Origin of the sequence: Streptomyces sp. NPDC059443, from assembly GCF_042750105.1 — a bacterium.
GTDB lineage: Bacteria > Actinomycetota > Actinomycetes > Streptomycetales > Streptomycetaceae > Streptomyces.
Genome location: NZ_JBHYVM010000008.1, coordinates 154,586 through 178,973, shown reverse-complemented (window position 1 = coordinate 178,973; position 24,388 = coordinate 154,586). Strand labels below are relative to the sequence as shown.

At 73.9% G+C, this 24,388-nt stretch carries 19 protein-coding genes; 9 read left to right on the top strand and 10 right to left on the bottom strand.

Annotated features, from left to right (window positions below; translation table 11 throughout):
* Nucleotides 1–16: 16 nt before the first annotated feature.
* The 5 genes from ACFXDJ_RS10850 to ACFXDJ_RS10830 all read right to left on the bottom strand — a co-directional run bounded on the left by ACFXDJ_RS10850 (nt 17) and on the right by ACFXDJ_RS10830 (nt 6,862).
* Nucleotides 17–796 (bottom strand): polysaccharide deacetylase family protein, encoded by a 780-nt coding sequence (locus ACFXDJ_RS10850; RefSeq protein WP_384653763.1) that lies wholly within the window; start codon nt 794–796, stop codon nt 17–19.
* Nucleotides 797–801: 5 nt separating this feature from the next.
* Entirely contained in the window at nt 802–3,951 is a 3,150-nt protein-coding gene (locus ACFXDJ_RS10845; RefSeq protein WP_384653765.1) for an amino acid adenylation domain-containing protein, read from the bottom strand.
* 32 nt (nt 3,952–3,983) lie between these two features.
* Nucleotides 3,984–5,357: a nucleotide sugar dehydrogenase gene (locus ACFXDJ_RS10840; RefSeq protein WP_384653767.1), complete on the bottom strand. Its 1,374-nt coding sequence runs from the start codon at nt 5,355–5,357 to the stop codon at nt 3,984–3,986.
* A gap of 51 nt (nt 5,358–5,408) precedes the next feature.
* Nucleotides 5,409–5,576 carry a hypothetical protein gene (locus ACFXDJ_RS10835; RefSeq protein ID WP_384653768.1) on the bottom strand — a complete coding sequence of 56 codons (168 nt, stop codon included), beginning with the start codon at nt 5,574–5,576 and terminating at the stop codon, nt 5,409–5,411.
* A gap of 290 nt (nt 5,577–5,866) precedes the next feature.
* A complete protein-coding gene (locus ACFXDJ_RS10830; protein WP_384653770.1) occupies nt 5,867–6,862 on the bottom strand; it encodes a helix-turn-helix domain-containing protein in 996 nt (331 codons plus the stop codon).
* Nucleotides 6,863–7,164: 302 nt separating this feature from the next.
* Between ACFXDJ_RS10830 and ACFXDJ_RS10825 the strand changes: the two genes are divergently transcribed.
* On the top strand, nt 7,165–8,919 hold the full coding sequence (locus ACFXDJ_RS10825) for a hypothetical protein (protein ID WP_384653772.1): 1,755 nt from the start codon (nt 7,165–7,167) through the stop codon (nt 8,917–8,919).
* On the opposite strand, the gene ACFXDJ_RS10820 is transcribed toward ACFXDJ_RS10825, so the two are convergent.
* Nucleotides 8,859–11,021, bottom strand: a complete 2,163-nt coding sequence (locus ACFXDJ_RS10820) for an NB-ARC domain-containing protein (protein ID WP_384848865.1) — start codon at nt 11,019–11,021, stop codon at nt 8,859–8,861. The two genes, ACFXDJ_RS10825 and ACFXDJ_RS10820, sit on opposite strands and share 61 nt — an antisense overlap.
* Before the next feature lie 204 nt (nt 11,022–11,225).
* Here ACFXDJ_RS10820 and ACFXDJ_RS10815 point away from each other — a divergent pair, with 204 nt between their 5' ends.
* The 6 genes from ACFXDJ_RS10815 (at nt 11,226) to ACFXDJ_RS10790 (ending at nt 16,023) form a co-directional block, all read left to right on the top strand.
* The gene (locus ACFXDJ_RS10815) at nt 11,226–11,642 is read left to right on the top strand and encodes a hypothetical protein (RefSeq protein ID WP_384656903.1); all 417 of its coding nucleotides are present in this window, start codon (nt 11,226–11,228) and stop codon (nt 11,640–11,642) included.
* 124 nt (nt 11,643–11,766) lie between these two features.
* Nucleotides 11,767–12,765: a GlxA family transcriptional regulator gene (locus tag ACFXDJ_RS10810; protein WP_384656906.1), complete on the top strand. Its 999-nt coding sequence runs from the start codon at nt 11,767–11,769 to the stop codon at nt 12,763–12,765.
* Nucleotides 12,766–12,832: 67 nt separating this feature from the next.
* Nucleotides 12,833–13,585 (top strand): MBL fold metallo-hydrolase, encoded by a 753-nt coding sequence (locus ACFXDJ_RS10805; RefSeq protein WP_384656909.1) that lies wholly within the window; start codon nt 12,833–12,835, stop codon nt 13,583–13,585.
* Nucleotides 13,586–13,700: 115 nt separating this feature from the next.
* Nucleotides 13,701–14,360, top strand: coding sequence for an ATP-binding cassette domain-containing protein (locus tag ACFXDJ_RS10800; RefSeq protein ID WP_384656912.1), 660 nt, complete (start codon nt 13,701–13,703; stop codon nt 14,358–14,360).
* Nucleotides 14,357–15,247: a metal ABC transporter permease gene (locus ACFXDJ_RS10795; protein WP_384656914.1), complete on the top strand. Its 891-nt coding sequence runs from the start codon at nt 14,357–14,359 to the stop codon at nt 15,245–15,247. The genes ACFXDJ_RS10800 and ACFXDJ_RS10795 overlap by 4 nt, the downstream gene beginning before the upstream one ends.
* Nucleotides 15,190–16,023, top strand: coding sequence for a metal ABC transporter solute-binding protein, Zn/Mn family (locus ACFXDJ_RS10790; protein ID WP_384656917.1), 834 nt, complete (start codon nt 15,190–15,192; stop codon nt 16,021–16,023). Before ACFXDJ_RS10795 ends, ACFXDJ_RS10790 begins: the two co-directional genes overlap by 58 nt.
* Before the next feature lie 58 nt (nt 16,024–16,081).
* On the opposite strand, the gene ACFXDJ_RS10785 is transcribed toward ACFXDJ_RS10790, so the two are convergent.
* Nucleotides 16,082–17,836 (bottom strand): class I adenylate-forming enzyme family protein, encoded by a 1,755-nt coding sequence (locus tag ACFXDJ_RS10785; protein ID WP_384848862.1) that lies wholly within the window; start codon nt 17,834–17,836, stop codon nt 16,082–16,084.
* The gene (locus ACFXDJ_RS10780) at nt 17,833–19,695 is read right to left on the bottom strand and encodes a CoA transferase (protein ID WP_384848859.1); all 1,863 of its coding nucleotides are present in this window, start codon (nt 19,693–19,695) and stop codon (nt 17,833–17,835) included. Before ACFXDJ_RS10780 ends, ACFXDJ_RS10785 begins: the two co-directional genes overlap by 4 nt.
* Before the next feature lie 147 nt (nt 19,696–19,842).
* On the opposite strand from ACFXDJ_RS10780, the gene ACFXDJ_RS10775 reads away from it, so the two are divergent.
* Complete coding sequence (locus ACFXDJ_RS10775; protein WP_384656925.1) at nt 19,843–21,015, top strand: acyl-CoA dehydrogenase family protein; 1,173 nt, start codon at nt 19,843–19,845, stop codon at nt 21,013–21,015.
* A gap of 58 nt (nt 21,016–21,073) precedes the next feature.
* Here ACFXDJ_RS10775 and ACFXDJ_RS10770 read toward each other — a convergent pair whose 3' ends face one another.
* Together ACFXDJ_RS10770 and ACFXDJ_RS10765 are read right to left on the bottom strand one after the other, a co-directional pair.
* Nucleotides 21,074–22,183 (bottom strand): sugar ABC transporter permease, encoded by a 1,110-nt coding sequence (locus tag ACFXDJ_RS10770; protein ID WP_384656928.1) that lies wholly within the window; start codon nt 22,181–22,183, stop codon nt 21,074–21,076.
* Nucleotides 22,180–23,433: an MFS transporter gene (locus ACFXDJ_RS10765; RefSeq protein WP_384656930.1), complete on the bottom strand. Its 1,254-nt coding sequence runs from the start codon at nt 23,431–23,433 to the stop codon at nt 22,180–22,182. Before ACFXDJ_RS10765 ends, ACFXDJ_RS10770 begins: the two co-directional genes overlap by 4 nt.
* Before the next feature lie 243 nt (nt 23,434–23,676).
* Here ACFXDJ_RS10765 and ACFXDJ_RS10760 point away from each other — a divergent pair, with 243 nt between their 5' ends.
* Nucleotides 23,677–24,372: a hypothetical protein gene (locus ACFXDJ_RS10760; protein ID WP_384656933.1), complete on the top strand. Its 696-nt coding sequence runs from the start codon at nt 23,677–23,679 to the stop codon at nt 24,370–24,372.
* The last annotated feature ends 16 nt before the right edge of the window (nt 24,373–24,388 follow it).

Sequence of the window (24,388 nt, the reverse complement as noted above, 5' to 3'; positions counted from 1 at the left end):
CCCCTTGTGGAAGTGGTCAGGACAGAGCCGGGCTCGGCTCCCATTGGCCGCGCCAGTGCCGCACCAGGCCGTCCCAGGTGCCGGCCGCCCCGGAGGGCAGGTAGGTGCGGCGGATCGCCTGCGGGCTCGCGCTCCACGGTTCGGCCGGCGAGCGGACCGTCCCGAAGGCCAGGACGTCGCCGGGCAGGCCGGGGTCGTCGGGAATGCCGCCGTACGGGTAGGCGAAGAGGCGGGCCGGACCGGGTCCGTACCAGCGCGAGATGGTTTCCAGCGACTGGACGGACTCCCGCCGCGCCGCCTCGACCGGCAGCGTGTCGAGGTGGGGGTGGGTGCAGGTGTGACCCCCGATCAGATGACCGTCGGCCGCGAGCCCGTCGCACTCCTCCCGCGTCATGTAGTCCTCACGGGGCCGCTCACTGCGCTGTCCCAGCAGGCCGGTGCAGGCGAAGAACACGGCTCGTACCCCGAGCTCTTCGAGCAGGGGACGCGCGTACGTCGTGTTGTCGCGGTATCCGTCGTCGAACGTAACCAGGACGGTGGGCCGTCCGGGCTTGACGGGACCGCCCTCGGCGAGCAGATCCGAGGGCTCGTACGGATCGAAGTCCTCCAGCACCCGCTCCATCCCCCGCCGGAACTCCTCCGGTGTCAGCGCGGTGTAGTGCCGCACATCGGGGTGGACGTGGTGGAAGTACAGGACCAGCGGCCAGCCGGGAGCACTGCCCGTCGCGGGCTGGTGCTCGGCCGGGATGCCGGGGACGTACGGAACGGCGGCGGCGGGCATGCTCATCGTGCTCATCGGGTTCATCGCGCGACCGCCGTTACCAGGGGAGCGCCGGCCTGTGCCAGGACCTCCGTCATGACCTGCTGGATCTCTTCGCCCAGCGCTTCGATCTGCTCGGGCCGCCAGTGACCGGTGGAGTACTTCAGGCTCATCTCCAGCTCGCCGTCGATGATGTCGCCCTCCACCATCAGCAGATAGCGCTCCTGTTGCAGCGGTGAGCGGTGGGCGCCGAAGCTCTCGGTCGCGGCCGTGAGCGCGGCGCCGGGAGCCCGCTGTTCGAGCCGCAGGAGGTGTCCGCGGAAGTTGAGGCGGACGGTCGGGCGCGGACACGACTGGAGGGCGTCCCGCTCGGCCGGGTCGGGGGAACCGAAGCGCAGCGCGTCGAACCCGTAGCGCCTTTCGGGCAGTCCGCAGAGCCCGGCGAGGGCATCACGCAGCGCGTTGATTCCTTCGCCGCGCCAGGTCAGCACGGCGGGGAAGGTGCTCTGTACGTATCCGACGGAGCGCGACAGGTCGAGATCCCCGGCCGACACGTCGCGGCTGTGCGCGTAGACGTCCACGCCGTGCACGCTCTCGCCGGTCCACCTGGCCAGCCCGCCCACCAGGCAGCCGAGCGCGAAATCGTGCGGAGCCAGCCCGGACCTGGGCAGCTCGTGGGTGACGAGGAGGGTGGCGTCCGCCGTCAGACGGCGACGATGGGTGCGCAGCGTCGGCAGGAGGGCGGGGCCGTCCAGCGCGGGGCGCAAGGCGGTGAATCCCTGGACCTCGCGGGCCCAGTCGGCGGCGTCCTGCCGCGCCTGGGCACTGCTCGACCAGGAACGCAGCGCCGTACCGACGGCCCGTGGGCCCGTCGCGGACGGCTCCGGCGCGCGGCCGTCGAGCAGTGCCTCCAGGTCGTCGACGAGGAGCCCCATCGATACGCCGTCCAGCACGAAATGGTGCACGGTCATGAGCAGGCGGGCCGTGCCGTCGCCCAGCTCGGCGTACAGCAGACGGAACACCCGGCCGTCGGCGAGCGACATGGTCCTCTGGGCGGCGGCCAGCGCGTCCTCCAGACGGTCGGTCTGACGGGCGCCCGGGACCTCGCGGAGGTCCAGACGCTCCACCGTGCGCGTGGCATCCGGCTCGGCCAGGGAGACCGTGCCGTCCTGGTGCAGCACGGTGCGCAGGGCCGGGTGCAGCCGCAGCAATTCCCGTACGACCGAGGCGAGGTGACCGTGATCCAGTCCCGGCGCCACGGCGAACAGGGCGTTGAGGCAGAAGTGGTCGCGCTCCGGCAGCTCACCGTCGTACAGCCAGCGCTGCTGGGCCGGCAGCAGGTCCAGCGGTCCGTCCGGCTCCTGGCCGCTCGCGGGGACCGGCGCCGATCGCTGTGCGGCCCGGTCGACGGCGGCGCGGGCGGTGCGCAGGGTCAGCAGGTCGGCGGGGTGCATGGCCAGGCCGCCGGCGCGCATCCGGGCGCAGACGCGCATCGCCATCAGCGAGTCACCGCCGTAGGCCAGGAAGTCGTCGTCGGGGCCGAGGGCGGGGGCCTGGAGCAGTTCGCGCAGCACGCGTACGACCGTGTCCAGCGGGGAGAGGGCGGAGTCCGTCTCCACGGCCGCGTCCACCGCCGCGTCCACGGTGTCGAGCAGCGCGGCGGCCTCCGAGGCGGCTGCCCGCCGGTCGATCTTGCCCGAGGTGGTGAGCGGCAGCCGGTCCACCACGACGATGCGGCCGGGCAGCAGATAGCCGGGCACGCGCTGCCGCAGATGGGCGCGGACGGCCTCCGGACCCGGGCCGTCGCCGGTACGGGTGAGGGCGGCGGCGAGCAGCCGGCCGCCCGCCCCGTCGTCCAGGGTGAAGCAGACGGCCGCCGTCACGCCGGGCGTGTCCATCAGGTGCCGGTCCACCTCGTCGAGCTCGATCCGGTGACCGCGCACCTTGACCTGGTTGTCGACCCGGCCGAGGAACTCAAGGTTCCCGTCCGGCAGTTGCTGTACGAGGTCTCCCGTGCGGTACATCCGTGCAGCCGGGGCCTGCGCGAAGGGGTCGGGCCGGAAACGCTCCGCGGTGCGGTCCGGGTCGTGGAGGTAGCCGTCGGCGAGCAAGGGGCCGCCGATCCACAGCTCGCCGGGTGCGCCGGGAGCGCAAGGGGACCGGCCTTCGTCCAGGACGTACAGCAGGCGCTCCCCGACCGGGCCGCCGATGGGCAGACCGGCGGTGCCGGGCACCGGCCCACCGGCCGGGATCACCAGAGCGGTCGCGGTGACGACGGTTTCCGTCGGCCCGTATCCGTTGACGAGCACGGTGTGCGCGAGCGGGGTGCGCTGGTGGGCGCGGGCGTCGGCGGCGGTGGCGTTCTCGCCGCCGATCACGACCGTGCGCACCCCCGTGAAAGCGGGGCCCGCGGCGCCGTCGAGCTCGGAGCAGAGCATCCGCCAGTAGGCGGTGGGGAGTTGGAGCACCGTGACGCCGAGGTCGCGGACGACGGCCGAGAGTCCGTCCGTATCCAGGATCCCGCCGTCGCGGAAGGCGAGGGTGCCGCCCGCCGCCAGGGTGGGCCAGATCTCCTCCTGTGCCACGTCGAAGCCGATGCTCGCGAACTGCAGGACGACGTCGCGCCGGGTCAGCCCGAACAGTTCGACGGAGGCGGCGACATGCCCGGCGAGTGCCTCGTGGCCGACCAGGACACCCTTGGGGGTCCCCGTGGAACCGGAGGTGTAGATGACGTACGCGGGGCCGCCGCCGGCCACCACCGGCACGGACTTCGCGGTCTCGCCGCCGGTCAGGGACCGGACTCCGCCCCCCGCCCCGATGTCGATGAGCGCGACCGCACCGGAATGCGCGAGCAGGTAGGAGCGCCGCTCTTCGGGCGTGGCCGTGTCGATGGGCAGGAACGCGGCGCCGGACAGCCAGGTCCCCAGCATGGCGGTGATCGCATCGGGGCCGGAAGGAAGGTGGACGGCGACGACGTCCCCGGGCGAGACCCCCGCTCCGCGCAGCTTCCGGGCGGTGGCCGTGGCACGCTGCCACAACTCGGCGTAGGTGACGGTGCCGTGTGCGGTCCGCAGTGCGACGGCCGACGGCTCGGCCGCGGCATGCGCACGGATCAGCTCGGGTACCTCGGGTACATCGGGTACATCGGGTACATCGGGTACATCGGGTACGCCGACGGTGTGTGTCTCCATGGTCCTTTGCCTGTCGGCGGGTCGGTGACGGTTCACGAATGCGCGGTCTCGACGGTGGTGGCGGGTCCGCTGGGGTCGAGCAGCAGCCGGGCCTCGGCGAGCAGGTCGTCGCCGTACAGCCGGTGGCGCTGGACGACCACCGTGAGGTCGGCCTCGGCCAGGGCGGCGCGCAGGTCGGGGCTCGCGGGCACGTCGAGGCCGCGCGCCGAGAAGGTGTCCACGTAGGGGTCGTGGAAGGTGACGTTCGCCCCGAGGCCGAGGAGCTCCGCGGCCAGCGGCTCGGCGGGCGAGTGGCGGATGTCGGCCACGTCGGGCTTGTAGGTGACGCCGAGGAGGAGCACGCGGGCTCCGCGGACACCGATGCCGCGGCGCACCAGCAGGTCCCGGGCGCGCGAGGCGACCCACACCGGCATCGAGTCGTTGACGCGCTGGGCCTGCTCGGCCATCCGGAACGGCACGCCCTCCTGCGCGGCCCGGTGCACCAGGTAGAGCGGGTCGACGGGGATGCAGTGGCCGCCCACTCCGGCGCCCGGACGGAACGGGGTGAAGCCGAAGGGCTTGGTCGACGCCGCGTCGATGGTGTCCCAGACGTCGACCCCGAGTCGGTGACAGATCTGCGCGAACTCGTTGATCAGCGCGAGGTTCACCTGGCGGTAGGTGTTCTCCAGGATCTTCGCCGCCTCGGCCTCACGGGTGGACCGGGTGACGTGGACCTGTGCGGTGAGCTCCCGGTAGAAGGCGGCGGCCCGGGCGCGGCACTCGTCCGTCAGCCCGCCGACGACCTTGGGGGTGTTGTGGAAGCCGAAGTTCTGGTTGCCCGGGTCGACGCGCTCGGGCGAGAAGGCGAGGAAGAAGTCCTCGCCGGCCACGAGACCGGACTCCTCCAGGGTCTCCCGGACCACTCCGTCGGTCGTGCCTGGGCTGACGGTGGATTCGATGATCACCAGTTGTCCCGGGACGAGGTGGTCGCACACCGTGCGGGTCGCGGCGAGCAGCGGCCGGAGGTCCGGTACGCCATGGGCGTCCACCGGGGTGGGAACGCACAGGGCGATCACCGAGCAGTCGCGCAGGAACGCCGGGTCCGTCGTCGCGTCCAGCAGACCGGCCACGGCGCTCAACTGGGCCTCGGTCACGGTGTCGACCGGCGGCCGGCCGATGTTGACCTGGGCCACGAGGAGGTCGTTGAGGTCGAGTCCCCGGGTGCGGTGTCCGGCGCTCGCGGCGGCCACGGCCAGCGGCAGCCCCGCGTAGCCGATGCCGACGACGGCGACTTCCGCGGTGCGGGTACGGGCGCGGTCGCTGCTGCTGGTGCTGCTGGCGCTGCTGCTGTGGCGAACGGCGATCCGACGGCCGCCGGGGGCGGTCGGCGCCTCGCATACGGGTGGCACGGTGGCGATCAGATCCATCACAGGCTCCTCAAAAACGGTGGGCGGTGCGCTGCTCGACTGCGGCGCGTCCTACCACCAGCCGTTCTCCGCCAGGGTGGTGGCCACCACGACGCTCTGCGGGGCGGCGGCCCGGCTCTCACCGGCGGCCGGCTTGGCGTCCGAGGCGGAGAGGGCGATTCCGGCCAAGGCGAGGGCGGCGACGGCGGCGGTACAGAGGGCGCGGACGACTGCAGACATGGGTATCCCCCGGAATGTGCGTTTGAAGAAGAAAATGCTGGTCAGAGCGGCCTCGGCGGGTGAACCCCGGCCGGGCTCGCACGACCATGCTGCTGGGCGCGATCCCGCTGATCAACGATTCGGGGCGGCGATGACCAGCCATGGCAGGCGGCCGACAGCACATCCGATCGTCTCGGCATATGAGACGCGCCGGGTGGGGGGAAACGGAACCGGCGCCACCGATGCCCACAACGCCAGGAGGCGGGCCACCCGGTCAGGGGCGGCCCGCCTCCTGGCGGTGATGGCGCGGGTCAGCCCAGCAGCCCCGACTCGGCGATCCGAAGAGCGGCCTGGAACCTCGTCTGTACGCCGAGTCGCTCCAGCAGACCGGACACGAGCCGGCTCAGCGTCCGGGGGGAGACGCCGAGATGGCGGGCGATCGTCTCGTCCTTCACCCCGTCGGCGAGCATCCTGACGATGACGAGGTCCTGGCTGCCGAGCACGGGCTCGGCCATGGAGATCTTCTGGGCCTGCTGCACCGGTGTGGCGTTGTGCCAGCAGTAGTCGTACAGCGCGTGCAGCGACCTGACGAGTGCCTCGCCGTGGATCGCGAAGGCTCCCTGGCTGCTGTCCTGCGGATCGATGGGCAGCACGGCGAGGTCGTCGTCGAAGAGGATCATGCGCAGCGGCAGGTACTCCGCCGTACGCGCCTCCCGGCCCGGGCGCACGGCGTCCACCAGGTAGGCGCTCATGTAGGGGATCTCGGCGGTGCGCCGCAGGTACAGCCCTTCCACGCTGATGCCCCGGCCCTCCATCTCCTTGTCCCTCAGCAGCATGTCGTCCATGAGGTCCTCGGGCGGCGGCCCACCGGGATGCATCGCGCGCAGCCGCGTCCTGGCCATGCTTCCGGCATCGTCCAGGAAGGCGTTGACCAGAGCCGGGGTGGCCAGCGTCTCGATCTCGACGGCCTCGCGCCGCTCACCGCGCAGCTCGGAGAAGTCGTGGACCAGGGACGAGATCGAGGACCGGATGTCCGACAGGTGCCGCAGATGTGCGGCGGTCTGCCGCTCCTCCGCCGAGAAGAGGCGGGCCAGGGCGGCATCGGGGTCGACGGTCGCGTAACCGCAGGGTGAGGCGGGCGCCGGCGAGAGCAGCCCCATCCCGCTCAGCCGGTCGCACACCTGCTCCGCCTCGGCGACCGAACACCCGGCCTCCGCGGCCACTGCCTCAAGGGCCCAGGCGGGATTCCGGTAGATCAGCCCGTAGACCTTCCGGTCCGTCGGGCTCGTCCCCTTGTTCACGCGCATGGCCACCCCCTCATGGTGCAGTTACGAATCGCTGCAGGTCAACACGTGCGGACGCGGACCGGCACACCGGAAAGCGTCCCATGTGCCCGCCCATGAGGACCTTCTGGACAGCGCCGGTTGCCGGCTGGCAAGTAGCCTTCCGGGGGAAGAAGGTGGTGACGCGGTTGCCAAGCACCCACGAGCATGCTAAATGGCCAGCCGGGAGCCGGGAGCCGGGAGCCGGGAGCCGGGAGCCGGGAGCCGGGAGCCGGGAGGCCTCTGACCTGGTTGTGTGCCATCCTGCCCTCGGGCGGAGGTACGCGATGGAGTCCGACGAGCGCATTCTCGTCCCCGTGGGGCCCGACGCCGCACGCTGGCGGACCTTCGGTGGCGAGCGGACGGTCGTGGTCGCCGCGCGGACGGTGACGTCGCTGGTGCGCGTGCTGGACGTGGTGCCCGAGATCCTGCACGACGATCCGCGGATCACAGTGGTGTTCGCGTACGACCCCACGTCCGCTTTCAACGACGGCGTGCTCGACCTGCTCCGGTCGCTGGGCTGCCGCACGCTCCCGTGGCCCCAACTCGCGGAGATCGCGCCCGACCTGCTCATCTCCGCCTCCGAGAACATCAAGGTGCCGCCCGGCGACTATCCGGTGCTGGTGCTTCCGCACGGGGTCGGGTTCCAGAAGCAGGTTCCCGATTCCGCCGGACCGGGCACCCGCCTCTCCGGGCTGGCGCACGACGACTTGCTGGCGGCCCGGCGGGCTTGGCTCGCGGTGTCCCATCCCGACCAGGAGTCCCAGCTCGCAGCCGCCCATCCCGGCACGGCCGGGAGGACGGTGCTGGTCGGCGACCCGTGTCTCGACCGGATCCGGGCGAGCGTCCGGTGGCGAGAACGCTACCGTGCGACCCTCGGCCTGGTTCCGGGGCAGCAGCTGGTCCTGGTGAGTTCGACCTGGGGCGAGGAGTCGCTGGCAGGGTCGTCGCCGGGGCTTCCGGCGGATCTGCTGGCCCAACTGCCGGCCGACGAGTTCCGGGTGGCGCTGGTGCTGCACCCGAATGTCTGGTCGGGGCATGGAGCCTGGCAGGTCCGGGTCATGCAGCAGAGCGCTCTGGAGGCCGGACTGATCGCCGTCGATCCCACGGACGGCTGGCAGCAGGCCTTGGTGGCTTCGGACTTGGTGATCGGGGACCACGGGTCCGTGACGCTGTACGGAGCGGCGCTCGGACGTCCCGTACTGCTCGGCGCGTTCGGATCGGAGGCCGTTCCCGGGACCGCCGGGTACGCGCTGCGTACGGCCGCGGGGCGGCTGGAGGAGGGCCGGCCGCTGCTCGCGCAGGTGGAGGCGGCGGTGGCTGATCACAGGGCGGACCGGTACGCCCTGGTCAGCGCGGCGGCCTTCGCCGAACCCGGCCGGGCCCTGCCGAGGCTGCGGGGGCTGGTCTACCGCCTCCTCGGCCTTCCCCGGCCGAAGCAGCCGAGCCGTGGTCCGCGCGCCTTCCCGATCCCGGCCCCGGACATCCGCCGGACGCGGTCGCTGATGGTGCACACCTCCGTCGTACGGGGCGCCGAGGGCGAACTCCGGGTGGAGACGCGCCGCTTCCCCGCCGCGCTGGCCGGAGAGACGTCGGAGAGCGCCACCGCGTTCTGGCACCTGGCCTGCGATGTCGACGAGCCGGACACGCGTCTCACCGAAAGCGCCACCGTCGTCTGCTCGGCGTCGGAGGTCCTGCCGTCCGACGCGGGACGGCAGCGCCTGGAGTCCCTCCTGGACGAGTTCCCAGGGGCTCGGATCGCCGCGCTGCCCGTTGAGGACGGCTGCGCCGTCGGGATGCGCGACGGGCGGCTCATCCAGGTCAGTGCTGCGGAGGGGCCGAGCACTGACCCCGGTACGGCCGCGGCGGCGGTCTACGTGTGCCTGCGGCTCGGCGTTCCTCTGGACGCCACCGCGGTCGTCGTGGTCCACGGCACACAGAGGCAGCGGCTGTTGCTCCGTACGGCGCCGCCCGCCGCGGATCAGCCGGCGGTGAGCCGGGCCAGGACCGCCGTGGCCCGGGGGCTGCCGCCCTCTTCGTAGACCGCGAGAGCACGGCGCAAGCAGCTCCTGGACTCTTCCGGATCGTCCAGCAGGTCTGCCAGGTCTTCCAAGGCCCGGGCCTCGTAGTGCGAGGCCTCACCCTCGTGCAGGTCGGCGGCGGCCCGGGACAGGGCGGCCGCTGCCTCCGCGCGCGCACCGGTACGGGCCAGGACCCGGCCGGTGTCGGCCAGGGATCGCGCCGCCATCCGCTCGTCGCCCAGGGAGAGGAACGCCTCCCGGGCCCGGGCCAGGGCGGTGAGGGCCGTGGCGTGGTCGCCGGCCGCGCTCTGCGCGCAGCCCAGGAAGTACCGTGCCAGGGCCTCGCCCCGCTTCTCCCCCGCCTCGGTGTTGAGTGCGAGCGACGTGCGGTACGCGTCCACCGCACGGGCCGGGTCGTGCAGGTCCCAGTAGCGGCCGAGGAACTCCTGGACCGAGGCCTGCAGGACCAGATGACCCGACTCCACGGCGAGCTGCTCGGCCGTGTCCAGTTGTGCCTTGGCCGCCTCGTCCTGACCCAGGTCGAGGAGCGGTCGGGACAGGAGGCTGCGCAACCGGGCCTCGGCGGCAGGATCGCGGTCGCGCCGGGCCGCTTCGGCACCCAGCTCAAGGGATTCGCGCCAGTCCGCAAGGTGGCGGTGGTGGAGGAAGAGGACGGTGAACGCCTCGGCCGTCTGCCACACGGGGCGGTCGAAGCCGAAGCCGGACGCCGCCCGGAGCACGGCGAGGATGTTGGCCCGTTCCGCCTCCAGCCAGCTGACCGCGTCACGGCCGGGGTCGGTCGCCCCGGCGAACGGCCCGGTGTCGGCACCCGGGCCGCGGGTCCCGGCCGGTTGGGCGATCCGAAGGCGGTCGGCACGCACCGCGAGGTCCGCCGCGGCGGTCAACGCGAGGTAGTGGGCCGCCACCTTGCGGACCGTCTCTCGCTCCGTGTCGGGCGGATCGAGGGCGCGCGCGGTGTCGCGGGCGTGCAGCCGGACCAGACCGTGCAGGGCGTACCTGCGGTCGTCCGTGACCGAGAGCAGGCTGGCGGCCTCCAGTACGTCCAGTGCCTCTTGGGCACGGCCCGTCGTGGGCAGTCCGGCCGCCGCCGCGGCGACGGCGGTGTCGAAGCTCAGGCCGGGCAGATGTCCGAGGATCCGGTACATGCGGGCGGCGGCCTCGGGGAGTTCCCGGTAGGCCAGTTCGAGGGCTGCGGACACGGTGCGCTCCTCGTGGGCTGAGGACACGGAGATGCGACGGAGACGGCTCTGTTCATCGGACAGTTCCGAGACCAGCGCGCTGATCGTGAGGCGGCGGTGGGTGAGCAGCCGCGCGCCGCAGATGCGCAGGGCAACGGGCAGGCCGCCGCAGAGTTCGACCAGCCGGGCTGCGGACTCGGCTTCTTCGGCGATCCGCCGGGCGCCGCAGAGGGCCGACAACAACTCCAGGGCACTCTCGGAATCGAGCACTTCGAGCTGGAGCAGGGATGCGCCGTCGAGGACGAGCTCGCCCAGGCGCCACGTGCTGGTCGCCAGCACGGCACTTCCCGAACCTTGCGGAACGAGGGCCGTGACCTGTGCCGGGTGCGTCACGTCGTCCAGCACGACCAGCATCCGGTGCTTGGCGGACAGGTCCCGGTAGAGGGCCATGCGGTCGGCACGTCCTGCGGGCAGGTACTCCTCTCGTACGCCGAGGGCGCGCAGACAGATGGCGAGGGCTTCGGAAACGTCCCCGCCGACGCCCGCACGCAGGCCCGCGAAGTCGACGAAGATCTGTCCGCCGGGAAACCGCGGCTTGTTGGTGTGGGCCCATTGGCAGGCGGCGGCCGTCTTACCGATCCCGGGGAGACCGCTGAAGACGCCGATCGGGCAGCCGACGGTATCGCCGGACGCGAGTAATTCGTCCAGTTCGGCCAGCGGCTGTTGGCGGTTGACGAAACCACGCGGCGGCCGCGGGACCTGGTCGGGGCGCCGGTCCGGCTGCGCATCCTGCCCTGCGTGGTAGTTGAAGGTGATGTCACCGTGGACCACACCGGCCTGAACCAGCTGCCCCTCGACATTGCCGGGGAGGTTGTTGGTGATCCCCGGCGGCCCCGGGCGCTGCGAACCGTCGTGCGCGCTCATGAACCACCGCCTCTTGGGATCTCCAGCCCTTGGTCACCGTACTGGACCCGGGCCGATGAAGGAGGGGTTCCGCGCCCGCCGCGAGTCCGAAGGGAGCAACAGGACGGGACGGCCGTCCTGACGTGGTTGTGCCGGAACCACCACGGGAGGCCGTGAGGCCGACCTAGGGTGGGACGACCCGTCACCGACCGAGGGAGTCCCGGCATGGACCCGATCACCGCAGCGGCCCTCGCCGCGCTGGCCGGCAGTCTCGGCGGCGAAGCCGGACGCCAGGCGTGGCAAGGACTCGCCGCGCTGGTGCGGCGCCCGTTCGGGCGAGCCACGCCTCAGGTCAGCTCCGGCGAGCTGGAAGTCGCCGCGCTGGAGACGGACCCCGCCGACCCGATGCGCGCGCAGGCACTGGCCACCGCCCTCGGCGTACGAGCGGCCCTGGACGGAGAGTTCGGTGCGCTGCTGGAAGAGTGGTGGCAGCGGGCACGGGCCGGCTCCTCGGGCGGCGACGTGCACAACAGCATCGGCGGCAACGTCGAACGCGGCGCCACCGTGGTCCAGAGCCGAGACGTCTCCGGCGGCCTCACCTTCAACATGACACGCACCACGGACTCCTCCGACAGGGACTGACCGGCAAGGGCTCACCGGAGCTCCGACGATCGGACGTCGGCTTCCTTCCGTGCGCTCGGGCATGGCCGGATCTTGCAGAAGGGTGTCATTGCAGACACCCGCGCGGGGGGCGGATATTGGGGGCATGAACTCCCCTCTCTCCGGGCCCCACTTGGTCGTGTTCGCGATGTTTCCCGGGATCGACGCACTCGATGTGACCGGTCCCGCCGAGGTCTTCGCGATGACGAACCTCGTCCTGGCGGGTCGGCGCCCCGGGTACGAGGTGCGCTTCGCCGGCGAGCGGATCGGCCCGGTGAGTACGTCCGCCGGGGTACGGCTGCACGTGGAGGAGCTGTTCGACGCGACCCGGGGGCCGGTCGACACGCTGATCGTTCCGGGCCGGATACGGGTGGGCCCCGACGGGCCGGAGCCGCACGTCGACCCCGTGGTGGTCGAGTGGGTGGGCAGGGTGGGGGCGCGGGCCGGGCGCGTGGCCTCGGTCTGCGTGGGGGCCCACGTCACGGCCGCGGCCGGACTGCTCGACGGACACCGCGCGACCACCCACTGGGCCACGGCCGGACGGCTCGCGGCCGATCATCCCGCCGTGGAGGTCGACCCCGATCCCATCTTCGTCAGGTCGGGGCGGATGTGGACGAGCGCGGGCATCACCTCGTCCATGGATCTGGCCCTGGCGCTGGTGGCCGAGGACCACGGTGACGAGACGGCCCTGAAGGTCGCCCGCATCCTGGTCATGTACCTCCAGCGGCCCGGCAGCCAGAGCCAGTTCAGCGTTCCCCTGTCCATGCCGGCCGGCAGCCGCGAGGACCTGCGGGACCTGCGCCGCTGGATCGGCGAGCACCTGGACGACGACCTGTCCGTGCCCGCGCTCGCCGCGCGGATGTCGATGAGCGAGCGGCACTTCGCGCGGGTCTTCCGCGCCGAGACCGGCTCCACCCCGGGGGCCTTCGTCGAGAGCATGCGGCTGGAGGCGGCCCGGCGGCTCCTGGAGCGCACGTCCCGGCTGGCCCCCGACATCGCGCGTGCCTGCGGATTCGGCTCCGTGGAGTCCCTGCACCGCGTCTTCCGCGACCGTCTGAACACCTCTCCCGGCGAGTACCGCAGCCGGTTCCGCACCGCCGCCTGACCCGTCTGACCCGTCTGACCGTCCCGTACTCCTTCCGTACTTCCTCCGCCTGATTTGGAGCACTCCCGTGAAGTTCACCGTCACCCACATCGGCACCGCCACCGTCCTGCTGGAGATCGGCGGTCTGCGCCTGCTGACCGACCCGGTCTTCGACCCGGCGCCGGCCGAGTACCGCATCGGCCCCGTCGTCCTGAACTCCACCGTGGGCCCGGCGGTCGCGATCGAGGACCTTCCGGAGATCGACGCGGTGCTGCTCAGCCACGACGACCACCCCGACAACCTGGACGACACCGGGCGCACCCTGCTCCCCGGCCGCCCCGTCCTGACCACCGAGAGCGGCGCCGGCCGCCTCGGCGGGCAGGCGGTCGGGCTCGCGCCCTGGGCCACGTACGAACTGACCGTGCGCGGGACCACCTTGCGGATCACCGCCACCCCGGCGCTGCACGGCCCGATCGGCGACGTCGTCGGCTTCGTGATCCAGGCGGAGGGCGAGGACGAGGCCCTCTACATCTCCGGTGACACCGTCTACACCGAGGAACTCGACGAGATAGCCCGCCGGTTCACCATCGGCACCGCCCTGCTCCACCTCGGCGCCGCCCGCTTCGCCGCCTTCGGGGGCGGCCGGCTCATCTCCATGGACGCCGCCCAGGGCGCGGCCCTGACCCGCTCCCTCGGCGCCCACACCACCATCCCGATCCACTACGAGTCGTGGGAGCACTTCGCCGAGGACCGCGACCAGATCACCGCCGCCTTCGAAACCGCCGGCCTCGCCGACCGCCTCCAGTGGCTGACCCCGGGGACCCGGCAGAACCTGGGCTGAGCCCGCGCGGCCGCCCGGGCAGATCGATCGCGGTCCCCCGGGAACCGGCGGGGTCCGTCCCGCGACTACGTCCCCGCGCGCGGCACACGGCCCGTGCGGGACGGAAGGGCGCGGGATGGGCGGACTGGACGTGCGGATGGCGGGGGTGGGCTGCCGGCACGGCCGGGTCGAGGCCGTGACCGGCGTGGATCTGGAGATCGCGGCCGGTGAGCGCGTCGCGCTGACCGGCACCAACGGCTCCGGCAAGACCACGCTGCTGCGCGCCGTACTCGGCCTGCACCGGCAGGTCACCGGCTCGATCCTGGTCGGCGGCTCGGTCATGACCGGCGGCTCGGTCATCGCCGGGTCCAAGCACGCCGACGCGGCCTGGCGGCGCCGGGCGTGCGCGTGGATCCCGCAGAAGCCCGCCGCCGGGCGGTTCCCACTGCTCGGCGGCGAACTGCTCGCCAGCGGCGGGGACGCCCTCGCCGCCGCCGAGGCCGCGGACCGGCTGGGCGTCGGGGCGCTGACCGGGCGGCCGCTGCACACCCTGTCCGGCGGGCAGCTCCAGCGGATGTACCTGGCGCGGGCCATCGGCTCCGTGGCCGCCGGGGCAGGAGTGCTGCTCGCCGACGAGCCGACCGCCGCCCTCGACTTCGCCGGTCAGGACGAAGCGGCCGACGTACTGGCCGGGCTGCCCGTGACCCTCGTCGTCGTCACCCACGACCGGGCGCTCGCGGAGCGCTGCGACCGCGTCCTGGAGATGGCCGCCGGACGGCTGCGGGAGGTCCGGTGAGCACCGTGACCCTCGCGGGCGCCGACCTCGGCACCCTGCTGGAGCTGGTCCCCGTACAGCGGGCGGGCATCGCGCTGCTGCTGGCCGCCCTCGGACTGCCCGTGATCGGGGTGGTCATCGTCGGGCTGGACATCATGCCGGTGCGGTTCGCGATGATGCACGTCGCCCTGCTCGGCATCGCCGTCGGCCTGCTCACCGGGCTCGACCCCATGCTGTGCGCACTGGTGGCCTGCGCCCTGGCCGGAGCGGGGGTCGCGCCGCTGGCCCGTACCCCGGACGGGCTGTCGGGGGCGATGGGGCTGCTGATGAGCCTGGCGATCGCCGCCGCGCTGCTGGTCCTCGCGGTCTCCGGGGTCAACGCCTCCGGTGCGTTCGCGCTGCTCTGGGGGTCGATCCTCTCCGTGGGCACCGCCGATCTCGTGGTGCTCGCGGCGCTGGCCGTCCTCGTACCCGGCCTCTTCTGGTGGCGGCGGCGCGAAGTGGCGCTGCTGCTGTACGACCGGGAGCTCGCGCAGTGCTCGGGCGTGCCGGTGCGGGCGCTGACCGCCGTACTTCTCGTACTCGTCGCGGTCGCCGTCGCCGGAGCCATCAAGCTCACCGGCGCCCTGCTGGTCGACGCCCTGACCCTGCTGCCCGCCCTGGCCGCGCGCCGGCTGGGCACCTCACTGAAGTCCATCACCGGGTGGGCGGTCGGGATCGGGGTCTTCGTGAACCTGACCGGCTTCCTCATCGCCCTGCGGCTGGACTGGCCCCCGGGGCCGGTCCTCGTCCTGACCGCGGGGATCCTCGTCCTCGCGGTGCACCTCGTTCCCGAACGGAGAATTAGCTCATGGCGTCGCGATCCCGCGTCCGCATCCCTGCCCGTGTCCCCTTCTTCCTCGCACTGAGTACGGGGCTGGCCCTCATGACCGGCTGCGGAGCCAGCGGCGGTGGCCACGATGGCGGTGCTCACGGCGGTGAGGCCTCCCCGCATTCCGGCAAGCCGCCGGTCGTCGTCGTGACCACCACCTGGGAGGGCGCCTTCGCCAAGGCCGCGGGCGCCGAGGACGTCAAGGTGATCGTGCCGCAGTCCGTGCGGCACGCGCCGGACTACGACCCCAAGCCCTCCGACCTCGTCGCCGTCTCCAAGGCCGACTTCGTGCTGTACGCGCCGTTCGAGCCCTACGCCCCGAAGATCAAGGAAGCCGCGGGCTCGAAGGCCCAGCTGGTGGAGGTGGGCCTCGACAACGACCCCGACAAGGTCAAGTCCGAAGTCACCCGCCTGGGCAAGCTGTTCGGCACCGAGGCCGCCGCGGCGAAGTGGACGGCGTCCTTCGACACCGAGTACGGCCGGGTCTCGAAGGAGGTCCAGGCCTCCTGGCCCGGCGGGAAGAGCCCGGCGGTCATCAGCCAGGTCTTCTCCACCTGGTCCGCGAAACTGGCCGGCGCCACGACCGTGGGCACCTACGGCCCCGAGGCGGTCACCCCGGCCCAGCTGGCGGACCTGTCGGCGAAGAAGCCCCTGCTGGTCCTGGACAACGCCCACATGTCGACGGGGCCCGTCCTGCCCGGCTCGGGCGCGAAGCAGGTGGAGATCGTCAACTACCCGGCTGAGGATCTGGACTTGCTCCCCGTCTACCGCAACGCGGGCGCGGAGCTGAAGAAGGCCATGAGCGGATCCTGAGGCGGGGCGGGTTCCTTGGCCAGGGGCCGGGCGGTGACGCCCGGCCCCGCGTGCGCGCCTACGCGCTCAGCCTGGCCCGGGTCCCGGCCCCCGACCGCGCGAGCTGCTCCCGCAGGGCCGCGCGGTCGGGTTTGCCCGCCGGGGTCAGGGGCAGCTCCGGCACCACCAGCAAGTGCTCGGGATGCTTGCGCCGTTCGAGGCCGCGCCGGGTGAGGTGGGCGCCCAGCGAGTCGAGCGTGGGGCTCTGCGCACCGCGCGGGACCACGCAGGCGGCGAGGCGTTCGCCCATCAACTCGTCCGGTACGCCGACGCACACGACATCGCGCACCTGGGTGTGCGAGGAGAGTTCCCGTTCGACCTCGGCCGGGCTGATGTTGGCTCCCCCGCGGATCACGATGTCCTTGAGGCGGCCGACGAGGCGCAGGATCCCGTCCTCGTCGATGAAGCCGAGGTCTCCGGTGCGGACCCAGCCCCCGGAGGTGCGGTAGCGGGCGTCCAGGTCGGGGGAGGCCACGTAGCACATGGGTGTCATGGGGCCGCGGGCGATGATCTCCCCGACCTGACCGTCGGGGAGCGGGGCGTGCGTCTCGGCGTGGGCGATGCGGATGTCGGCGACCCGGGGGTCGGGCCGCCCGGCCGCGATGCCCGCGCCCGATCTCCCGCCACCACCACCGCCCCCGCCCGGGGTGTCGCCGGTCGCGCCGAGGCCGGTGTGGCAGTTGACCCCGTCGGCCGAGCCGTAGAGGTTCACCACCGGGCAGCCGAAGGCGCGGCCCGCGCTCTCGGCGGTGGTCTCGTCGAGGGGCGCCCCGCCGAGGATCACCGCGGTGGGGGCGGGCACCCGGCCCGCGCCGCGCCCGTCCGCCGCCCCGACGTCCCCGTCCGCCGCCCCGGTGTCCCCGTACCCCCGTTCCGCCTCCAGGCGGTCGACCATCATGCGGATCATCGTCGGCACCCCGAGGATGTGGGTCGGCCGGTGCTCGCGCACCGCCGCGAGGGCCGCTTCGGGCGTGAAGTGGTCCAGGAGCACGAGCGTTCCGCCGTGCCGGGCGAGGGTGACGGCCGTGCCGCTGGAGCCGAAGGCGGAGGCGAGCGGAACCAGGAAGAGACAGCGGGGCCGCGTCCCGCCGGGCATCAGCGCGGCGAGGAAGTTGCCGCGGCCGCCGGCGAGCGCGTTGTGGGAGTACGCGATCATCTTCGGCTCGGCCTCCGAGCCCGAGGACACCAGGATCCGGGCGGCGCTGTCCGGATCGGGCCGGGCGGGCGCGAAGGCGGCCGGGTCGGAGCGCAGCAGCGTGGAGAGACGAATCGTTCCTTCAGGCTCCGTGCCGGCCCGTCCCGCCGCGATGACGTGCCGCAGCGCGGGCAGCCCGGACGCCAGGTCCCGCAGCTCCGCCGCGTGGTGGCTGCCGCGGTGCTCCACGGCGGCGATGACCGCGACGGCCTCCGCGCGGCGCAGCAGGCACCGGGCCTCCCCGCCGCCCCGGCCGACCGGGAAGGGCAGGGCCACCGCGCCGAGGGCGGCCAGGGCCAGGTCCGCGATGACCGCGCCGCGCCCGCTGGGGAGTTGGACTCCGACCACGTCGCCCGGCCCGATCCCGAGCTCCCGCAGACCCGTGGCCAGACATCGCACCTTGCGGTCCAGCGCGGTGTAGCAGAGCGCGCCCTTGGCGTCGATGATCGCGGTGTGGTGCGGGTCGGCGATCCGGCGGGCCCGGAAGAGGCTGTAGAGGTCGAGGTCGGGGCAGGTGCCGTCGGCCGCCCAGGAGCGGCGCAGGCCTGCGGGCAGCAGATCGTGCAGTGCGACGGTCATACGAAGCTCCAGGGGTCGGGAACGGCAGGGGCACCGTGCGCGTCGCGGCTGATCGAACCGGCGAAGCGCGGGTCGTGGTGCAGGTCGGCCAGGTCGGTGGTGACGGCGGTGGCGCTCAGGCCGCGCGCGCGAAGCCCTCGTAGGGCCTCTTCGGTGGACAGGCCCGCGAAGCCGGGGGCGGCGGCCGCCGCCGCGCAGGCCTCGGCGTCCGCGTCGGCGGGGGCGATCCAGCCGTCGGCGGTCCGCAGGGGCGTACGGAAACCAGCGGGCCGGCGGGCGCGTTCCCCGCGCCGGGACCGGCTCAGGGCCGGGCCGGTGACCAGATCGGCGGCTCCCCGCAGCGAGGAGTCGACGCGCACCCCCCGCCCGGTGCGCTCGCGCAGCAGCAGCCCCGCGAGGACGGCCTCGGCCCCGAGCAGCCCGCCCATCACGTCGAGCAGGGTCATCAGGGACGGCGCGGGCACCTCGCCTTCGGGCCGGGCGGCCTCGCCGACTCCGGTACGGGCCTGGACCATGAAGTCCGTACCCATCGGGGCGTAGTCGTCCACCGGAGCCCCGCCGGTCGGGCCACCGGTCGGGCCGCCGGTCCCCCAGCCGCCGGTGTACGCGTACACCAGCCCGGGATTGACCGCCGCGAGGTCCTCGGAGTCCAGCCCCAACTTCGCCGCCTTCCCCGGAGCCCAGTTGTGCAGGAACACGTCCGCCCCGGCCGCCAGCTCCCGCAACCGGAGCCGTTCCGCGGGCGACTTGATGTCGATCTCCACGGCCCGCTTCCCCCGGTTCAGCGCCAGCCAGCGCGCGGAAACCCCCGAGCAGGCGGGCGGCATCCCGCGCAGCGGATCCCCGCCGGGCGGCTCGATCCGGACGACCTCGGCCCCGAGCAGCCCCAGCAGATGCGCGGCGAGCGGCGCCTGGACCCGCCGCCCGGCCTCCAGGACGACCAGGCCCGCGAGGGGCCGTTCGGGGGTGGGGACGGTTCGGGGCGCCGTCCGCGGGCTTCGGCGGCGCTCGTGCTCGTACGGGGACAGGTGCCAGGGGGCTGCGTCCTCGTGCTCGGCGGCCCGCTCGGCCAGGCTCCGCAGTCGGCAGACCTCGGCCCCCGAGGCGGCCGCCGCTTCCCGGATGCGCTGCCATCCGCACGCCCGGGTGGTGGTGTGCAGGGCCTCGGGGAAGGGGGCGCACGCGGTGGCGTACCGGAACTGGAAGGGCCGCCAGCCCGCCCGCATCGCCTCGGCCGGGGCGCCCAGGGCCCGCCAGAAACCGGCCCAGGCGCCCGGGTCGAGGGTCTCCAGCTCGAAGCGGACGCCGTCGACCGAGGTGAAGGGCGGTCCCCCGGGGGCCAGTTCGGCGGCCTCGCCCTCGTCCGCCCCGGCCGCGGCGAGGTACTGGGACACCACCAGCAGCCCGGCCCGGTCCACGTACGTACGGACGTCGGGGGCCCGGCCGCCCCTGGCCCGCGCCAGCAGCCCGGCGAGCAGCCCCTGTGTGGTGAGCACCGCGGTGGCGGTGACGGCGTAGTCGACGGCGAGAGCGCGGGGGCCGCCGTCGCGGCGGCCGTGCACGGCCATGATCCCGGTGGCGGCCTGCGCGGTCGCCTCGTCGGTGACACCGGCGGAGCCGGCCGGGCCGGCCGACCAGCCGATCGTGGCGTTGGCGGTGGCGGTGCCCTGCTCGGACAGGGTGACGCGGGCCGCGCGGCCCGCCCCCGGCCCGGCCGGGCCCGGACCCCCGGCGGCCCCGGTGACCCCCAGCAGCCTCAGGTGCTCGGTCAGCGGGCCGGTGAGCTCGGGCGGGCCCTCGGCGGTGAAGTGCAGGCCGTCGAGCGGGCGAGCGGTCCGGGTGACGGCTGGTGACGCCATGCCTCTCCTCTTCTACCGGCCCGGCGGCGAGCCGGGACCGCGGGTGATCCGTCCACGGGAACCAAGGGGCGTGCGCACCCGACCAGTTCCACGGAAGGGCAGTCGGACTGCCGTTCCCATGGGTTCCCGGCAGCCTGGAGGAAATTGATGGAAGACCGAGCGGCGCAGAGCCGGGCGGAGTTCGAAGGGCTGCGCACCCGTGTGGCCGAGTTCGTGAGGGACCGGGTCATGCCCCGCGAGCCCGTACTGGACGCGGGCGGCCCGGCGGCGGCCGCCGCGCTGCGCGAGCTCCAGAGCCAGGCGAAGGAGGCGGGCCTGTGGGCGCTGCCCATCCCCCGGGAACTGGGCGGCCAGGGAGTCGGATTGGAGCGGTACGCGCTGCTCGCCGAGGCCGAGGGCGCGAGCGACCACGGGCCGGCCGCCCTCGGCTCGGCCACCCTGCTGGACGCGACGATGCTGTGGCGCCACGGCAGCGACGGGGTGCGCGCCCGCTATCCCGGGCGGCTGACGGCCGGCGAGCTGCGCGCCTGCTACGCCATGACCGAACCGGAGACCCCGGGCACCGACCCCTTCTCCACCGCCACCCGCGCCACCGAACGGGCCGACGGGAGCTGGAGCGTGAGCGGCCGCAAGTGGTTCATCTCGCACGCCGCCGAAGCCGATCTGGTCACCGTCCTCGCCCGCACGGACGGGGAGCCGGGCGACCGGACCGGCCTTTCCCTGTTCGTCGTTCCCACCTCCGCGCCGGGGTTCCGGGTGGTGCGCGAACTGCCCGTGCTGGGCGCGTCCGGGCAGTGGGAGATCGAGTTCGACCAGGTCCGGGTGGCGGCCGACCACCTCCTCGGCGGCCGCGGCCAGGCCCTCGCCATCGCCGGGGAACGGCTCCAGCTGGGCCGCACGCTGCGCTGCCTGCGCTGGCTCGGCCAGGCGCAGCGCGCCTTCGACCTGATGTGCGGGCGCGTGGGGGCCCGTACGGGATTCCGCGGCCCGCTCGGCGGGCACCAGCTCGTCCAGCAGCACGTGTTCGAGGCGCTCCTGGCCCTGCGCACCACCCGCCCGCTCGTCCACGAGGCCGTGGCCAGGATCAGTGCGGGGCTGGACGCGCACATCGAGGTGGGCCTGGCCAAGGTGGCCGCCGCCCGCATGCTCCAGCGGGTGACGGACTCGGCCATCCAGATCCACGGCGCGGCCGGCCTGGGCCCCGACACCGCCCTCCCCGCCCTCCATCGCTCCGCCCGCACGGCGCGCATCCTCGACGGGCCGGACGAACTCCACATCACCACGGTGTCCCGCCGGATCCTGCGCGCGTACGAGCCGTAGCGGACGAGGCGTCGGGACGGGGCGTCGCGGAAGGAGCGTCGGGACGGGGGACGGCCCGTCAGACGGCCCGGACGTCGGCCAGTCCGGTCAGCGCGGCCAGCCCCAGCGCCAGGAAGAAGTCACCCCACACCAGCTCGTGCCGGACCGCGACGCCCTGCTCGGCGTCGTAGCAGCCGTCCAGCAGCCTGCCCCGCACGAGGTGCCGGGTGGTCAGGCGTTCCAGCATCGCGACCGCGCGCTCCTCGTACTCCGCTGCGCGGGGACCCGGCATCCGGGCGAGTTTCAGCAGGGCGACGGCCATGACGGCGGCGGCGGAGGTGTCCAACGGCCCCTCCGGCCGTGCCGTGTCGGCCGGGGGCACCAGGGCCGCGCCCGGCCCCGTCCACAACCCGGCGAGCCGCTGCGCCGACGCCTCGGGCCGTTCCGGCAGCAGCCCGGCCACGGCGGGCCGGTGCGCCGCGTCGGCCACGGCCAGCAGCAGCCACGCCCGCCCCCGGCTCCAGCCGCCCGAAGGCTCCGCGGAGGCCCGCCACCCCGCCCCCGCTTCGAAGACCCGCTCCGGCACGAAACCCCCGGCCCCGCCCTCGCCCATGCACAGTTCAAGGTGGCGTCGCAGGTGGGACGCGGCGGCCGACGGGGACGCGGCGGCGAGCAGCGGGACCATGCCCGGCACCCCGTCCACCCGGGCCCGCATCCGGGGGCCGCCGAACGCCGATCCCCAGGGGACCAGGCCGAGACCACCCGGTTCCGGGTCCAGCGCCGCAAGGCAGGCGGCCGCCGCCCGCGTACGGAGCTCTCGCGCTCCGGTGTCTTCATCGGCCAGTGCGGTGGCGTACCAGAGGATCAGCCCCCGCGTGGAGGTGTCCACGTCCACCCAGCCCGCCAGTCGCGCCGTGCACGCGGCGGCCGCCGCCCGGTCGGACCGGGCTCCGGTGTGCCGGGCGCGGAGCCAGAGCAGCCCCGCCCAGAAACCGCCGGCCCACGAGCCCCGGCCGGTGGTCGTCCAGCGGCCCGTGTCGGGGTCGGCGTACAGCGGGAACCGCTCCCCGGCTTCGGCCGCGGTGGCGGCCACCCGGTCGAGGACGTCCGCGAGCGCCCGTACCGCCCACGACGGCGAGGCCTGCGGGGTCGGCGGGGTCGGCGAGGTCGGCGAGGTCGGCAGGGTCATGCCGGAACCACCTCGCGCCCACGCCCACGGCCACGGCCACGCCCGCGCTCCCGCCGGTCCCGTACCGCCCAAGTCGTCGCGACCGCGCAGGCCACCGCGAACTCGGCCGCGACCAGCAGCCACCCCGCCCCGTACCGGCCCGCCTCCGCGAGCGGCCCGAACAGCGGCGGTCCGACCGCGAATCCGGCGAAGAAGCCGGCCGCCACGAGCGCGGAGTCCTGACCTGCCCGCCCCGGCGCGGACCGCTGCATCACCAGCACCATCGAGACGGCGTTGGCCGAGACCGCGAACACCCCGACGGCCACCGCCGCCGCCCAGACGAGCGGAGGCACGGAGAGGGCCGCCGCCAGGAGTCCGGCGGCCGCCACCGCGCCCAAAGACAGCAGGCCCGGCAGCCACTCGGCGCGCCCCGCCCCGGCCGCCCTCGACCAGCCCACCCGCCCGCCGACGCCCGCGACCCCGAGCACCGCGACGAGCGCGCCGGCCGCGGTGGGACCCATACCGAGCCGCTGCGCGCCGAACAGGGCCACGTACGTGTTGACCGAGGCGATCCCACAGCCCAGGAACAGCGAGAACACCGCCAGCCAGGCGATCGCCCCACGGGGTACGAGCGAGGTGCGCGGAGCCGCCGTCTTCGCCGGAGGGTCGGCGGGCAGTGCGCGCAGCGCCCACAGCGCCGCCAGTGCGGCGGTGGCCGCGGCCGTCCACACCGCCCCGCGCCAGCCGACGCCACCGGCCAGCGCCGTGAGCGGCAGCCCGGCCGCGAAGGCCCCCAACTGGACTCCCGACTGCTTCATGCCGGTCACCGGCCCGCGCCGGTCGGGGGCCACGGCTGCGAGGATCGCCTTGTTGGTCGCCGGATTGGCCAGCGCCTGGGGCAGCCCGCCCAACGCGACGGCGGCCAGGAGGAATCCGGGTCCGGGCGCCGAGCCGATCAGCGCGAGCGCCACGGCGGACACCGAGAGCAGGAGCACCAGGGAGCGGCGCGGTCCGACCCGGTCCACCAGCCGGCCGCCGACCGGCGACAGCAGCGTGGCCGTCCCGAACCCGACCGTGGTCGTCAGACCGAGCAGGGCGGGAGAGACACCCACCTCCCCCACCAGCCTGGGCCCGAGCGCGCCGAGCAGGAACAGCTGGAGCATCGAGAAGGCCATGGCACCGGCGAGCAGCGCCGTCAGCCCTACGGTCCCTCCCGTCTCTCCCGCCTCTCCCGCCTCTCCCGCCCGGGACTCTTGTGGCGTTCCTGCCATTCCTGACTCCGTCCCCGCCGCCGGCCCATCGTTGCGGAGCAGGAGTCGTAGGCGCGAACAGCCGAGTTCCCAGCGGATGTTGTGGCGCGTGCCACAACCACTCGCACGGAACTCGCACACCACTCGCACGCCGCTTATCCGATCGTGCTGAAAATCCGGCGTCCCTTGTCGCCACCGCGGGGCCGGTGCAACGATGACCCCGCCATGACTCCGGGTCGGTGTTGCCGCGCGTTTCGGGCCGCGATGTTCGCGGCCACCTGCGTGCTGCTCGCCTCCCTCGGGCACGTCCTCATGTCGGGAACCAACGTCCCCTGGTGGACGATGGCGACCGCGTTCGGCGCGATATCCGCGACCGGCTGGTTACTCGCCGGCCGTGAACGCGGCCTGGGTGCCATCACCTCCGCGACCGTCGCGGTCCAAGCCGTCCTGCACAGCGGGTTCGCGCTGGGCCAGGCAGCGGCGGCACCCCACGGCGGCACCTTCTCCTCACTCGCCCGGCAGTGGGCCCGATACCTGCTCAACGCCCCGGCCCCGGGCGGCCACGCCATGCACGGCACGACGTCATCGATGTCCGCATCCATGCCGATGCCCATGCCGATGCCGACGTCCATGCAGATGCCGATGCACATGGCGGCGACCGGACACGGCACCAGCGACACGGGTTCCATGTCCCCGCTCGGCATGCTCGCCGGCCACCTCCTCGCCGCCCTGGTCTGCGGACTCTGGCTCGCCCACGGGGAGCGCGGCGCCTTCCGCGTCCTGCGCTCCGTGGCCGGCCGGCTCCTCGTACCGCTCCTGCTGCTCTCGCCCCTCCCCGCGCCCGCGCACCGGCCCCGCGTCCGCTTCGGCCGGGACCACCGGGTCCGGGTGCCGCGCGGGCTGCTGCTCGCCGACGCCCTCGCCACGCGGGGGCCACCCTTCGGGACCGCTGTCGTCTGACAGCCAGCTCCCCGAA

What these genes read in the sequence shown, in the direction of transcription:
- ACFXDJ_RS10850 (WP_384653763.1), bottom strand. Translation starts at nt 796, where the DNA reads ATGAGCACGATGAGCATGCCCGCCGCCGCCGTTCCGTACGTCCCCGGC.
- ACFXDJ_RS10845 (WP_384653765.1), bottom strand. Translation starts at nt 3,951, where the DNA reads ATGGAGACACACACCGTCGGCGTACCCGATGTACCCGATGTACCCGAT.
- ACFXDJ_RS10840 (WP_384653767.1), bottom strand. Translation starts at nt 5,357, where the DNA reads ATGGATCTGATCGCCACCGTGCCACCCGTATGCGAGGCGCCGACCGCC.
- ACFXDJ_RS10835 (WP_384653768.1), bottom strand. Translation starts at nt 5,576, where the DNA reads ATGTCTGCAGTCGTCCGCGCCCTCTGTACCGCCGCCGTCGCCGCCCTC.
- ACFXDJ_RS10830 (WP_384653770.1), bottom strand. Translation starts at nt 6,862, where the DNA reads ATGCGCGTGAACAAGGGGACGAGCCCGACGGACCGGAAGGTCTACGGG.
- ACFXDJ_RS10825 (WP_384653772.1), top strand. Translation starts at nt 7,165, where the DNA reads ATGGAGTCCGACGAGCGCATTCTCGTCCCCGTGGGGCCCGACGCCGCA.
- ACFXDJ_RS10820 (WP_384848865.1), bottom strand. Translation starts at nt 11,021, where the DNA reads ATGAGCGCGCACGACGGTTCGCAGCGCCCGGGGCCGCCGGGGATCACC.
- ACFXDJ_RS10815 (WP_384656903.1), top strand. Translation starts at nt 11,226, where the DNA reads ATGGACCCGATCACCGCAGCGGCCCTCGCCGCGCTGGCCGGCAGTCTC.
- ACFXDJ_RS10810 (WP_384656906.1), top strand. Translation starts at nt 11,767, where the DNA reads ATGAACTCCCCTCTCTCCGGGCCCCACTTGGTCGTGTTCGCGATGTTT.
- ACFXDJ_RS10800 (WP_384656912.1), top strand. Translation starts at nt 13,701, where the DNA reads ATGGGCGGACTGGACGTGCGGATGGCGGGGGTGGGCTGCCGGCACGGC.
- ACFXDJ_RS10790 (WP_384656917.1), top strand. Translation starts at nt 15,190, where the DNA reads ATGGCGTCGCGATCCCGCGTCCGCATCCCTGCCCGTGTCCCCTTCTTC.
- ACFXDJ_RS10785 (WP_384848862.1), bottom strand. Translation starts at nt 17,836, where the DNA reads ATGACCGTCGCACTGCACGATCTGCTGCCCGCAGGCCTGCGCCGCTCC.
- ACFXDJ_RS10780 (WP_384848859.1), bottom strand. Translation starts at nt 19,695, where the DNA reads ATGGCGTCACCAGCCGTCACCCGGACCGCTCGCCCGCTCGACGGCCTG.
- ACFXDJ_RS10775 (WP_384656925.1), top strand. Translation starts at nt 19,843, where the DNA reads ATGGAAGACCGAGCGGCGCAGAGCCGGGCGGAGTTCGAAGGGCTGCGC.
- ACFXDJ_RS10770 (WP_384656928.1), bottom strand. Translation starts at nt 22,183, where the DNA reads ATGACCCTGCCGACCTCGCCGACCTCGCCGACCCCGCCGACCCCGCAG.
- ACFXDJ_RS10765 (WP_384656930.1), bottom strand. Translation starts at nt 23,433, where the DNA reads ATGGCAGGAACGCCACAAGAGTCCCGGGCGGGAGAGGCGGGAGAGGCG.
- ACFXDJ_RS10760 (WP_384656933.1), top strand. Translation starts at nt 23,677, where the DNA reads ATGTTCGCGGCCACCTGCGTGCTGCTCGCCTCCCTCGGGCACGTCCTC.